The 12,322-nt window shown below is 66.6% G+C and carries 11 protein-coding genes; 5 read left to right on the top strand and 6 right to left on the bottom strand.

Annotated elements, in window-relative coordinates; translation table 11 throughout:
• Positions 1-79: 79 nt before the first annotated feature.
• Positions 80-658, bottom strand: coding sequence for a TetR/AcrR family transcriptional regulator (locus ACE3T8_RS03850; protein ID WP_187552912.1), 579 nt, complete (start codon positions 656-658; stop codon positions 80-82).
• Positions 659-829: 171 nt separating this feature from the next.
• Between ACE3T8_RS03850 and ACE3T8_RS03845 the strand changes: the two genes are divergently transcribed.
• On the top strand, positions 830-3,304 hold the full coding sequence (locus tag ACE3T8_RS03845; protein ID WP_374606946.1) for an acyl-CoA dehydrogenase: 2,475 nt from the start codon (positions 830-832) through the stop codon (positions 3,302-3,304).
• The gene (locus tag ACE3T8_RS03840; protein WP_374606945.1) at positions 3,301-3,768 is read left to right on the top strand and encodes a hotdog fold domain-containing protein; all 468 of its coding nucleotides are present in this window, start codon (positions 3,301-3,303) and stop codon (positions 3,766-3,768) included. The genes ACE3T8_RS03845 and ACE3T8_RS03840 overlap by 4 nt, the downstream gene beginning before the upstream one ends.
• Positions 3,769-3,877: 109 nt before the next feature.
• On the opposite strand, the gene ACE3T8_RS03835 is transcribed toward ACE3T8_RS03840, so the two are convergent.
• Positions 3,878-4,225, bottom strand: a complete 348-nt coding sequence (locus ACE3T8_RS03835) for a DUF1304 domain-containing protein (protein ID WP_374606943.1) — start codon at positions 4,223-4,225, stop codon at positions 3,878-3,880.
• The gene (locus ACE3T8_RS03830) at positions 4,225-5,589 is read right to left on the bottom strand and encodes an NTP/NDP exchange transporter (RefSeq protein ID WP_374606942.1); all 1,365 of its coding nucleotides are present in this window, start codon (positions 5,587-5,589) and stop codon (positions 4,225-4,227) included. The genes ACE3T8_RS03835 and ACE3T8_RS03830 overlap by 1 nt, the downstream gene beginning before the upstream one ends.
• Before the next feature lie 124 nt (positions 5,590-5,713).
• Between ACE3T8_RS03830 and ACE3T8_RS03825 the strand changes: the two genes are divergently transcribed.
• The gene (locus ACE3T8_RS03825; RefSeq protein ID WP_374607058.1) at positions 5,714-7,291 is read left to right on the top strand and encodes a GMC family oxidoreductase; all 1,578 of its coding nucleotides are present in this window, start codon (positions 5,714-5,716) and stop codon (positions 7,289-7,291) included.
• 66 nt (positions 7,292-7,357) lie between these two features.
• Here ACE3T8_RS03825 and ACE3T8_RS03820 read toward each other — a convergent pair whose 3' ends face one another.
• Positions 7,358-9,259: a M48 family metallopeptidase gene (locus ACE3T8_RS03820; protein ID WP_374606940.1), complete on the bottom strand. Its 1,902-nt coding sequence runs from the start codon at positions 9,257-9,259 to the stop codon at positions 7,358-7,360.
• A 59-nt stretch (positions 9,260-9,318) separates the two neighbouring features.
• Positions 9,319-9,915: a LemA family protein gene (locus ACE3T8_RS03815; RefSeq protein WP_374606938.1), complete on the bottom strand. Its 597-nt coding sequence runs from the start codon at positions 9,913-9,915 to the stop codon at positions 9,319-9,321.
• Between the two features lie 82 nt (positions 9,916-9,997).
• Between ACE3T8_RS03815 and ACE3T8_RS03810 the strand changes: the two genes are divergently transcribed.
• Positions 9,998-11,362, top strand: a complete 1,365-nt coding sequence (locus ACE3T8_RS03810; protein ID WP_374606936.1) for a serine hydrolase domain-containing protein — start codon at positions 9,998-10,000, stop codon at positions 11,360-11,362.
• Between the two features lie 135 nt (positions 11,363-11,497).
• Here ACE3T8_RS03810 and ACE3T8_RS03805 read toward each other — a convergent pair whose 3' ends face one another.
• On the bottom strand, positions 11,498-11,926 hold the full coding sequence (locus tag ACE3T8_RS03805; protein ID WP_374606934.1) for a hypothetical protein: 429 nt from the start codon (positions 11,924-11,926) through the stop codon (positions 11,498-11,500).
• A gap of 180 nt (positions 11,927-12,106) precedes the next feature.
• Between ACE3T8_RS03805 and ACE3T8_RS03800 the strand changes: the two genes are divergently transcribed.
• Positions 12,107-12,268 carry a hypothetical protein gene (locus ACE3T8_RS03800; RefSeq protein ID WP_374606933.1) on the top strand — a complete coding sequence of 54 codons (162 nt, stop codon included), beginning with the start codon at positions 12,107-12,109 and terminating at the stop codon, positions 12,266-12,268.
• Positions 12,269-12,322 lie beyond the last annotated feature (54 nt).

The raw sequence follows: 12,322 nt of genomic DNA, 5'->3' as shown, positions 1-12,322 counted from the left end.
AGGGTTCCTCGTGAAACTGTTCAGAGTGAAATCGATTGCAATCGCGGGCCGGAAACCGCTGCCGCGCGATGCGCGGAAATCAGGTTTGCGGGATCAGGGTGTCCATGACGTGTTCGACGTAAGCCTCGAACTCGTCGTGGTGCAGCCGGGGCTGCTGCAACTGCAGGCTGAGCTGCAGGAAACCGACGTAGGCCGCGTAGGCCAGGCGGGCGCGATGCTGGGCCGCGGTGCGTCCGAGCCCGGCCTGGCGGAAGCTCGCGGTGAGGTAATCCAGCCGCCGCTGGGAGACGCGGCCGATCACCGGGCTGACCGTGGGGTGGTCGAGGGCCTTCAGCAGCTCGCTATAGATAATGTGTGACTTGACCTCGTGCGCGACCAGCTGGAACAGCGAGCGCAGGCGCTCGCGCGGATCGGACACGTTTTCCACCGAACCGAACACGATTTCCTGCTCGGCCGTTTCCCAGCGTTCCAGCGCGGCTTGCAGCAATGCATCACGCGAGGGGAAATGCCAGTAGAAGCTGCCCTTGGTCACGCCCAACCGACGCGCCAGCGGTTCCACCGCCACCGACGCCACGCCCTGCTCGGCGATCTGGTCGAGCGCCTCGCGTGCCCAGTCGTCGGCGCTCAGGCGCCCATTGCGTGATGCAGCTTCGGTCATCGCGGCATTCTATCCGTACGCTTGCGGATGCGGGAGTATGTGGAGCATTTGCTCTTATCCCGCAATTGACAGCCCTGCCGAGATTCCCATACTTTGCCGTATGGTAGGCGAGGCCGCATCCCCATTGCAATGCCGCCGCGCCCGGATCACCTGCGGTACCCGGAGCCCCACATGAGCATCGCCCTGCCCTTCCTCGCCGTCCTCATCGCCGGCATGTTCGCCGCCTACCACCGCCTGCGCCTGGCCGTCTGGGCCGCGATCAGCGCGACCCTGCTGGTCGCGTGCTGGCTGCTGGGCGCCCACCCCATGGCGACGATCATCGCCGGCGTCCTCGTGGCATTGATTGCGCTGCCGTTGCTGGTCCCGCAACTGCGCAAGCCGCTGATCACCACGCCGCTGCTCGGCTTCTACACAAAGCTGTTGCCGCCGCTGTCCGATACCGAACGCACCGCGCTGGAATCCGGCACGGTCGGTTTCGAGGGCCAGCTGTTCTCCGGCAAGCCCGATTGGGAGCAGTTGCTGAACCTGCCGAAGCCTCGACTCACCGCGGAGGAACAAGCCTTCCTCGATGGCCCGTGCGAGGAGCTGTGCCGGATGACCGACGACTGGGACATCACCCACGTCCGCGCCGATCTCTCCCCGGAGCTGTGGGAGTACATCAAGCGCAACAAGTTCTTCGGCCTGAACATCCCGAAGGAATACGGCGGCCTGGGCTTTTCGGCGCTGATGAACCACAAGGTGATCCAGAAGCTGGCCTCGATCAGCAGCGTGGTGAGCTCCACCGTCGGCGTGCCGAACTCGCTGGGCCCGGCCGAACTCCTCATGCACTACGGCACCGAGGAACAGAAGCAGCAGTACCTGCCGCGCCTGGCCGATGGCCGCGAGGTCCCGTGCTTCGCGCTGACCGGTCCGTTCGCCGGCTCCGATGCCACCTCGATCCCGGACTACGGCATCGTCTGCATGGGCGAGTGGAACGGCATCAAGGTCCTCGGCATCCGGCTCACGCTCAACAAGCGTTACATCACCCTGGCGCCGGTGGCGACGCTGATCGGCGTGGCCTTCCGCATGTACGACCCGGATGGCCTGCTCGGCGACAAGAAGGACATCGGCATCTCGCTGGCGCTGGTGCCGCACGACACGGCGGGCCTGGACATCGGCCGCCGCCACTTCCCGCTCAACTCGCCGTTCCAGAACGGCCCGATCACCGGCAAGGACGTGTTCGTGCCGCTGTCGCAGCTGATCGGTGGCGAGGACTATGCCGGCCAGGGCTGGCGGATGCTGATGGAATGCCTGTCGATCGGGCGTTCGATCACCCTGCCCTCCACCGCGAGTGGTGGTTCGAAGATGGGCGCGGTCACCGTGGGCAGCTACGCGCGCATCCGCAAGCAGTTCGGCCTGTCGGTCGGTCGCTTCGAAGGCGTGGAAGAAGCGCTCGCCCGCATCGCCGGCAACGCCTACGCCACCAGTGCATTGAGCGAAGCGACCGCAGCCGCGGTCGCGCGCGGCGAGAATCCCGCGGTGCCGTCCACCATCGCCAAGTACCACTGCACCGAGATGGGCCGCAAGGCGGCGATGGACAGCATGGACATCCTCGGCGGCAAGGGCATCATCCTGGGCCCGCGCAATTTCGCCGGTCGTTCCTGGCAGGCCGCGCCGATCGCGATCACGGTCGAGGGCGCCAACATCATGACCCGCAGCCTGATGATCTTCGGCCAGGGCGCGATCCTCTGCCATCCGTGGGTGATGAAGGAAATGAAGTCGGCGCAACTGGCCGACCCGAAGCAGCGCATCGACCAGTTCGACGCCGCGCTGTTCGGCCACATCGGCTTCGCGATCAGCAACGCGGTGCGCAGCTGGTGGTACGGGCTGACCGGCACCAAGGTCGGCCGCGCGCCGGGCGACGACGACACCCGCCGCTACTTCCGCAAGCTCAACCGTTATTCCGCCGCGCTCGCGGTGATGGCCGATACCTCGATGCTGCTGCTCGGCGGCAAGCTGAAGTTCAAGGAATCGCTGTCGGGACGCCTGGGCGACGTGCTCAGCCAGTTGTACATCGCCAGCTCGATGCTCAAGCGCCACCAGGATGCCGGCAACCCGGTCGGCGACCAGCCCTTGCTGGCCTATGCCATCCACGATGCGGTCAACAAGATCGAGACCGCGCTGTCCGGCGCGCTGCGCAACTTCCCGATCCGTCCGGTGGGCTGGCTGCTGTGGCTGGTGATCTTCCCGTGGGGCCGCCGTGCGCAGGCGCCGAGCGATCGCCTGGGCCACAAGGTCGCGAGCCTGCTGATGACCCCGTGCGATGCGCGCGAACGCCTGGCCGAAGGCGTGTTCACCACCCCGTGCGCGAACAACCCGGGCGGCCGCATCGTCAGCTACCTGCCGAAGGTGGTGATGGCGGAGCCGGTCGAGCGCAAGTTCCTCAAGGCGCTGAAGAACAGCGACATCGAGGCGCTGGAGTTCGATGCGCAACTCGATGAGGGCGTGCGCGAAGGCTGGATCACCGCGGACGAGCGCAAGCAGCTGGAAGAACTGCGCGCGATCACTCTGGACGCGATCATGGTCGACGACTTCGATCCGGAAGAATTGCGTTCGGCCGGGTATGCATCGCTGCACGGCCGCATCGCCGCCCGCGCGGCGGCGTGAACGTCCTCGCGTCCTACCGACGCATCAGCCAGTGGCCGGCAGGTCGCTGGCTGTTCTCGCGACTGGTGTGCTGGAAGGCGCCGTACTTCGCCAGCATCGCGCCGCGCATCGACGTGCTGGAGCCCGGCCGCGGCGTGGCCACCCTGCGCCATCGGCGTGCGGTCACCAACCACATCGGCACGGTGCACGCGATCGCGCTGTGCAACCTCGCGGAATTCGTCGGCGGCCTCGCCTGCGACGTCAGCATCCCGGCGTCGATGCGCTGGATCCCGAAGGGGATGACCGTGGCCTACCTGAAGAAGGCGGTCGGCACGATGCGCGCCACCGCCACGCCGGCGTTCGCGCCGCGCGAGGCAAGCGAAGGCTACGACTTGCCGTTCGAGGTCATCGTCGAGAACCCGCAAGGCGAAGCCGTGTTCAAGGCGACCATCGCGATGTGGGTGTCGCCGAAAGGCGCGCGCTGAAATTCACTTTCGTGGTCGGAAGGCGAACGCGCCGCGCATTCGCTTCGCGGCTCGACATGCCGCTGCGCGAAAACACTGCACGCTCGCCTTCCTTCGTCGCCGATGCGTCCTACAGCAGGACGGCGGCAAGCGCGGCAAGCGCCGGCACGCCCTGCACGACGAAGATCCGCTTGTTGACGCTGTATGCGCCATACAGCGCGGCGGCGATCACGCAGACCAGGAAGAACAGCGCGAACTCGCGCGAGCCGGTGGCGATCGCGTAGAACAGGCCTGCCGCAAGGAAGCCGTTGTAGAGACCTTGGTTGGCCGCCAGCACGCGGGTGATTTCGGCCTTCTCCGGGGTGTTGCGGAAGGTCTTCAGGCCAAGTGGCCTGGTCCACAGGAACATTTCCAGCACGAGGAAGTACACGTGCAGCAACGCTACCAAGCCAATCAACACGTTCGCCAACAACGACATCAGGGTGTCTCCACGTGCGTGCGTTCTGGCGGCAGTTTGCGCTCTTCGCGCAGCAGCCTCCATGCACTGACGGTCATCACCCCGGCCACGGCCAGGCCCACGCCGAACACCACTTGCGATCCGAACACCGACAGCGCCTTGTACATCCACGCGAAACTGATCTCGCCGCCGCGGTGGAAGGCGGTGTCGATGGCGGCACCGGCCTTGTAGCGCCACTGCCGATCCACCCGCGTGTAGATGGTTTCGCGGCCGGGTTTCATCAGCGAGAATTCGTTGGACCGGGTGACGACCAGGACCGTCGCCACCACCATCGGCAGCGGCGCGGCCGCCAGGATCGCGAATCCGACGAGCAGTGCAGCCATCGGGATCAGGATCACCGGAGCAAGCCCCCAGCGCGACATCAGCCAGCGGGTGGCGAACAACTGCACGACCAGGGTGAGGACGTTCACTGCGATGTCGATACCGGCGTAGTAGGCGGCGCGTGCTTCGGCCGTGGCGAAGCCCGCACGCGCGATCTCCGCCTGCTGGTTGTAAAGCAGGGCGCCCACGCCCACGCCCAGGAACACCATCGCTGCAAGCCATCGCAGCAGCGGCTCCTTCGCGATCAGCTTCAGGCCAGCCAGGATGTCGCCGCCCATAGCGCTCTCGTTGTCGCGCCCGATCCTGCGTTCGCGCTGCACCGCCCACTGGCGCAGCCGCCAGATGCACAGCACGCACACCGACAGGAACGCACCGGACACCAGCATCAGGTTGGCGAGGCCCACCTTTTCGGCCAGCACGCGGGTGAGGATCGGGCCAGTGAACGCACCCACCGTGCCCGCCGCGCCGATGTATCCGTAGTACTTGCGGGCTTCTTCCGTGGCGAACACATCGGCCATGAACGACCAGAACACCGAGACGGAGAACACGTTGAACACCGTCACCCACAGGAAGAACGCCATGCCGCGTCCGCTGACGTTGCTGTGGAACAGGCCATAGAACACGAGCAGGCAGGCAATGAAAAAGCCGAACAGCACCGGCAGGAACACCCGGCGCGGGAACTTCGACACCAATGCGCCGTAGAGCGGCTGCGCGATCAGGATGAGGATGAACGTGCAGGTGGCGAGCACCTGCAGGATCAGGTCCTTCAACGGGATGCCGTGCGCGGCGAAGAAGGCGATCATCGCCGGCGGGAACACCGCCTCGACTTCGGAAGACGCGCCCATCGCGTCGCGCACCGGGCGCAGCACGTAATAGCCGGCCAACAGGCAGAAGAAGAACAGGAACGACCAGCGCAGCGACGGCAGGGTCAGGATTTCCACCAGCGCGGCGAGGAAACGGCGCGGCCAGGGCAGTGCGCCCGTGCTGGTCCCTGCATCCGTCATCGCCCGTCATCCCTGCCCCGTCCGGGGCACGTTAGCCGAAGCCGGTTTTCGCCGCCACCGCATGGAGCATTTGCTCTAGGCCGGGGGCATAGCGTCGCCCGGGTCTTCGATGCGGGGCGGTACGTTGTTCGACTACATCATCATCGGCGCCGGCTCGGCCGGCTGCGTGCTCGCCAACCGCCTGTCCGAAGACCCGAATACCACGGTGTTGCTGATCGAAGCCGGCCCGCGCGACTGGCATCCCTTCATCCACATGCCCGCCGGGCTGGCCAAGCTGGTCAATCGCAAGGGCGTGAACTGGGACTACGACACCGCGCCGGAACCGCACCTCGACAACCGGGTGCTGTGGTGGCCGCGCGGCAAGGTGCTGGGCGGCTCCAGTTCGATCAACGCGATGTGCTACATCCGCGGCGTGGCCGGCGACTACGACGACTGGGGCAAGGCCGCCGCCGGATGGGACTGGCAATCGGTGCTCCCCTACTTCAAGCGAGCCGAAGGCAACACCCGCGGCGGCGACGCGCTGCACGGCGGTGATGGCCCGCTGGCAGTCTCCGACCTGCGCCACCACAACCCGTTGTCGGACGTCTTCATCGAAGCCGCCACCCAGGCCGGCATGACCCGCAACAACGACTTCAACGGCCCGGCCCAGGCCGGCGTCGGCCTGTACCAGGTCACCCAGCGCGATGGTGCGCGTTGTTCGAGCGCAGCGGCGTACCTGGCGCCGATTCGCTCACGCCCCAACCTGACCGTGCACACCGGCGCACTGGTCAGCCGCATCACCTTCGACGGCCGCCGCGCCAACGGCGTGACCTACGCGATGGGCGGCAAGGCCTTCCACCAACCGGTGGCGCGCGAAGTGCTGCTGTGTGGCGGCGCGATCAATTCGCCGCAGACGCTGATGCTGTCCGGCATCGGGCCGGCCGATGAACTGCGCCGCTTCGGCATCGACGTCGTCCACGATGCCACCGGCGTCGGCGGCAACCTGCAGGATCACCTCGATATCTGCACGCTGCAGCATTCCACGCAGAAGATCACCTACGACCGCATCAACGAACCGAAGATGGCGTTCGACTATTTCCTGCGCGGCCACCGCGGCGCCGGCAGCAGCAATCTCGCCGAGGCCGGTGGGTTCTGGCGTTCGCCCATGGCCACCGACGAGCGCTGCGACGTGCAGTTCCACTTCGTCCCGGCGATGCTCGACGACCACGGCCGCAAACGCCTGCCGGGCGACGGCTACACCCTGCACGCCTGCTTCCTGCGTCCGCGCAGCCGCGGTCGCCTCTCGCTGGTGAGCAACCGCGCCAGCGACAAGCCGCGTATCCACGCCAACTACCTGGGCGATGCCGAGGGCTTCGACCTGAAGGTGATGCTGGAATGCGCCAAGGTCAGCCGCGAGATCTTCGCCCAGCCCGCCTTCGATCCCTATCGCGGCGCGCCGATCCACCCGAAACGCACCGAACTGTCGGATGCCGAATGGATCGCCTTCATCCGTGCCAAGGCGGAGTCCGTCTACCACCCGGTCGGCACCTGCCGGATGGGCGACGACGAGGCGTCGGTGGTCGATGCGTCGTTGAAGGTCCGCGGCGTCGAGGGCCTGCGCGTGGTGGATGCCTCGGTGATGCCGGCACTGCCGAGCGGCAACACCAACGCGCCGACGATCATGATCGCGGAGCGCGCGGCGGATCTGATCAAGGCAGGTTGAGTTCGAACGACGTACCGGCTGCGCTGCGCTTACCCGGACTCCGGGACTGGTACCACGAGCACAATCTCAGCCCCGTTCCAGCATCGGCGGCAGCGGACAGTGCAGCGCGCCGCAGATCGTGCGCAGCAGTTCGGCCTCGGCCACGCTGACACGTCCGTCGTGACTGACCGCGGCGGTCACCGCTTCGACCATCGCCTGTTTGGCCAGCGGGTCGAGCGCATCCAGCGGTTCCCACACCGCATCCAGCGCCAGCACGCCATTGCGCGGTGGCGCATACGGCAAGTGGTCGCGCGGCAGCACTCGCTGCAAGCCGGCCAGGTAGGCGTGCTGCGCGGAGGCGCGATCCTCGTGCCCGGCCTGCGCGACCACCGCGAGCAGGGTGGCGAATTCGTTGCGCACATTGCCGGGCTTGCGTCGCCCGAAACGCGCATAGCGGGACGGATCCAGCGACTCGCGGACCTGCACGGTCAGCAAGCGCCCCAGGCAGTATTCGAACAGCGACACCTGGCCATCGGCATGGACCACCGCGTGCACGGTATCCATGAAGGCGTCGAGCTGCGGACGCGGACGCAGGCGCAGCACCGGGAACGCGAGCGCCGCCAACGGCAGGCGCAGCATCGGATGCAGGTCGGCGGTGAGTTGCTGGTGGATGCGCACGGCGTGATCGGCGATGTCGCCACCCAGGCGCGCGGCAATGTCCGCATGCTGGCGTTCGGCAAGCGCTTCGTCTTCGCCCAGGAGCAGGCCAAGCAGCAACGGCATCACCGCTTCGCGCTGGCGGGCAAGGTCGTACAGGGCCTCGGGAATCGCGATGACGATGCTGTCGGCGCGGCGGTAATCATCCGCCGCGGGCGCGGCCACCTGCGCGGCCACCATCGGTGGCGTCACGCTCAGTTCCTGTGTCGCGCCAGGCAATCGCGAACCGCTGCCACCGGACAGGCCAAGCGCCACGTCTTCCTGCATGCCGTCCGGCGGCGACGCGATCCATTGCGCCTGCAGGCGTGCCAGCGCTTCATCGTTGAAGCCCGGTTCCAGCGCGCGGATCCGCTCCAGCAGCGGCGGATGGGTGGCGAACAACTTGCCTGCGAAGAGCTGGTCGAAGCCCACGCCATCGCCGAACAGCATGTGGCTGACTTCCTCGGCATCGCTGCGCTGGTTGAGGCGCGAGCCGTCGTGCAGGCCACCGATCTTCTTCAGCGCGCCGGACAATCCCTGCGTCTGCCGGGTGAACTGCACTGCGCTGGCATCGGCCAGTTTCTCGCGCGTCCGGCTCACCCCGGCCTTGATCATCCGCCCGAAGAACAGGCCGATGTAGCCGATGAGCATCGCCACCAGCGCGGCCACCAGGATCGCGCCGATGCCCTTGCCGCGCCCGCCGAATCGCCCGTGCTCCAGGATCTTGCGGCCGATCAGGCCGATCATCAGGATGCCGAACAGCACGCCGACCAGGCGGATGTTCAACCGCATGTCGCCGTTGAGGATGTGGCTGAACTCGTGGGCGATGACGCCCTGCAGCTCGTCGCGATTGAGCCGGTCCAGCGCGCCGCGGGTCACCGCGACCACGGCGTCGGAGGTCGAGTAGCCGGCGGCGAAGGCATTGATGCCGGCTTCGTGTTCCAGCACGTAGAGCTTGGGCACCGGCACGCCGGAGGCGATCGCGATTTCCTCGACCACGTTGCGCAGGCGACGCAATCCCGGCTCGGTGGTGTTCTCCGGGACCAGGGCGCCGCCCAGTTGCTGCGCCACCGGTTCACCGCCACCGCCCAGGCTGGCGATGCGGTAGAGCGAGCCGATCGCGATCACCGCGACCGACGACAAGGTGGCGAACAGCACCAGCTTCGGCGACTGCGTGGCGACCCAGACCACGCCATCGACCGCCAGCACGATGCCGGCGATCGCCAACGCCATCAGGAGTACCAACCGCGTCGACGTCCGCCGCGCTGCGGCCTGCTGTTCGAAGAAATTCATGGCGGGGACTGCGAGTTCACGCGGGCCGCGAACACTCGGCTCACATCATGCCGCGCGGGTCAGAAGGACACCTTCGGCGCAGCGCGGGTTTCCGCCAGCTTGTCCGCAGGAATCGCCAGCAGGTTCGCCGCGGCGAAATTGAACATGCCGGCGAAGATGCTCGACGGGAACACCTCGCGCTTGTTGTTGTAGGCCATCACCGAATCGTTGAATGCCTGCCGTGCGAACGCGACCTTGTTCTCGGTGCTGGTCAGCTCCTCGGTGAGCTGCATCATGGTCTGGTTGGCCTTCAGGTCCGGATAGGCCTCGGCGACCATCATCAAGCGGCCGAGGCCGGCGTTGAGTTGTCCCTGCGCGGCGGCAAGCTGGGCCATCGCCTCGGCATCGCCCGGGTTCGCCTTGGCCGCAGCCAATCCCGACTGCGCGGCGGAACGCGCGGCGATCACCGCTTCCAGCGTTTCGCGCTCGTGGCTCATGTAGGTCTTGGCGACCTCGACCAGGTTCGGGATCAGGTCGAAGCGGCGTTGCAACTGCACGTCGATCTGCGCGAATGCATTCCTGAATGCGTTGCGGGCCCGCACCAGGCCGTTGTAGATGCCCACGCCCCAGAACGCGACGGCCACGAGAATTGCGATGAAAATCAACACGCCAAGCATCGAAGTTCCCCTTGTTCATGCAATCGCGGAAACAGGCGCTAGAATCGGCCGGTCGTTGCAGCATACGCAGGGGGCATGGCCGATGAAAGAACACCGCATCCGGCACGCGTGTCGACTCGCACTGGCCACCGCCTTGTTGCCCTTCGCAGTGGGCACCTCCGCACAGAGCGCGATGCACTGGAAAGGCACGGTCAGCCGCGCGGCGCAGCCGACCCATGCAACCACCAGCGGCTTGCCGAACCCGCTCGATGCCGACACCCGGCTCGCCGACGGTTTCGACGTGCAGCGTTTCGAAGCCGTCGCCAACCAACTGGTCGCCAATGGCCGCATCCCCGGCCTGGCGATGGCGATCGTCAAGGATGGCCGGATCCTCAGTGCACGCGGCTACGGCGTCACCGATGCGCGCAATCCGCAACCGGTCGATGCGCACACGGTGTTCCGCCTCGCCTCGCTGTCCAAGTCGTTCGCCGGTACCGTCACCGGCATGCTGGTCAACGACGGCGTATTGCGCTGGGACAGCCACCTCACCGACTACGTGCCTGCATTCCGGTTGTCCGCGCCGAACGCCGCGCAGCAGGTCACCGTGGCCGACGTGCTCAGCCATCGCGTGGGCCTCACCCACAATGCCTTCGATCGCGACATCGAGGCCAATGCCGACTACCACAGCCTGACCATGAAGCTGGCCAGCGCGCCGATGAAATGCGCGCCGGGCGACTGCTATGCCTACCAGAACGTCGCCTTCAGCCTCATCGGCGACGTGGTCTTCGCCACCACCGGCCAGTTCTTCGGCGAAACGGTCGCACGCCGCATCTTCAAGCCGCTCGGCATGCACGATGCGAGCTATGGCCTGGAAGGCATCCAGGCCAGTGCACGCTGGGCCCGCCCGCATGTGCGCGGCGGCGGCGGCTGGGTGCCGTTGACACCGAAGCCCACCTATTACCGGGTTGCTCCCGCGGCGGGCGTCAACGCCAGCATCAGCGACATGGCGCAGTGGCTGCTCGCGCAGACCGGCCATCGTCCCGACGTGCTGCCCGCGCCGTTGCTGGCCACCCTGCATTCGCCACTGGTCGATACGCCCAGCGAGATCCGCGGCGCCGCCTGGCGACGCACGCGGCTGAGCGCCGCAGGCTATGCACTGGGCTGGCGCTCGTACACCTATTCGGGGCACCAAGTCGTTTTCCACGGTGGCGCGGTGCAGGGCTATCGTGGGGCGATGGCACTGCTGCCGGGCAAGGACCTGGGCGTGGTGTTGCTGTGGAACAGCGAGAGCGCCTTGCCCAGCGGATTGCTGCCGACGATCCTGGACAGCGCGCTCGGCCTCACCGATGGCACATGGCTGGACGACGACATCGACATCGCCGCGCCTTCCGAAACCCTGTACGCCACCGAGCCGGCGAAGACCCCGGCCGGCGTGGACTCGTCCGCGGCGACCGCCTCACCGTTCTGATTCGCCATTGCCCAAGGGCGACGCGCGCGACAGCCAGCACCGGACAAAAAGAAACCCCTCCCGCCTGGGCAACGGGAAGGGCCTTCAGGGTATTGCGGGCGCCGACCCGGGCATGCCCGGGCAGGTCGCTTGGCTTCAGATCATCGGAGCCGGGATTGCCGGGACGACGGCCGGCTTGGCCTTCTTCGCGGGCTTCTTGGCAGCCTTCTTGGCAGCAGGCTTCTTGGCAGCCGGCTTCTTCACAGCCTTCTTGGCGGCGGGCTTCTTCGCGACCTTCTTCGCGACCTTCTTCGCAGCCTTCTTGGCGGCGGGCTTCTTCGCGACCTTCTTCGCAGCCTTCTTGGCGGCGGGCTTCTTCGCGACCTTCTTCGCAGCCTTCTTGGCGGCGGGCTTCTTCGCGACCTTCTTCACGGCCTTCTTGGCGGCCGGCTTCTTGGCAGCCTTCTTTGCAACCTTCTTCGCCGCCGGCTTCTTGGCGACTTTCTTCGCCGCCTTCTTGGCGGCCGGCTTCTTCGCAGCCTTCTTTGCAGCTTTCTTAACGGCCATGGGTTGGCTCCTCGTCAATGGGTAGATCGGTAAAGCCCAGTTGCATGAACACCACGGGTATCGGACCCGCGATCGACCGCCGGCGCGCCAGGCGCACTGGAACGGATGCCGTGCCGGCGTGCGCGATGCGCGCTGCCGGCGCTGGACGTTCCCCGCCCATTAAAAAACCCGCGGCGATGGACGCTGCAGGTTTCGATCATGGACACGAATCCGGGATTCGGCGATGCGCATTTCCGCGAAGGACAGTCCGGCTGCGCCCACCGTTTGCTGTTGCTGGCGGAGTCGCGTGTCGTGCTGAAGGCTTTCGCGTTGTGCTTGCTCACTCGCTTCCGCAGGGAACGTCTGCTGGGCGAAACCTAATCACGGTTTTTTCCACTGTCAACAACCTGTCGCAATCTTTTTTCGCGCGTGCCG

Source organism: Thermomonas sp., from assembly GCF_041919455.1.
Lineage (GTDB): Bacteria > Pseudomonadota > Gammaproteobacteria > Xanthomonadales > Xanthomonadaceae > Thermomonas.
Note: the sequence above shows the minus strand (reverse complement) of the source record. Positions and strands in the feature narration are given on the sequence as shown.

Coding starts and splice junctions, on each gene's coding strand:
- ACE3T8_RS03850 (WP_187552912.1), bottom strand. CDS start 658: ATGACCGAAGCTGCATCACGCAATGGGCGCCTGAGCGCCGACGACTGG.
- ACE3T8_RS03845 (WP_374606946.1), top strand. CDS start 830: ATGAGCATCGCCCTGCCCTTCCTCGCCGTCCTCATCGCCGGCATGTTC.
- ACE3T8_RS03835 (WP_374606943.1), bottom strand. CDS start 4,225: ATGTCGTTGTTGGCGAACGTGTTGATTGGCTTGGTAGCGTTGCTGCAC.
- ACE3T8_RS03830 (WP_374606942.1), bottom strand. CDS start 5,589: ATGACGGATGCAGGGACCAGCACGGGCGCACTGCCCTGGCCGCGCCGT.
- ACE3T8_RS03820 (WP_374606940.1), bottom strand. CDS start 9,259: ATGAATTTCTTCGAACAGCAGGCCGCAGCGCGGCGGACGTCGACGCGG.
- ACE3T8_RS03815 (WP_374606938.1), bottom strand. CDS start 9,915: ATGCTTGGCGTGTTGATTTTCATCGCAATTCTCGTGGCCGTCGCGTTC.
- ACE3T8_RS03810 (WP_374606936.1), top strand. CDS start 9,998: ATGAAAGAACACCGCATCCGGCACGCGTGTCGACTCGCACTGGCCACC.
- ACE3T8_RS03800 (WP_374606933.1), top strand. CDS start 12,107: ATGGACACGAATCCGGGATTCGGCGATGCGCATTTCCGCGAAGGACAG.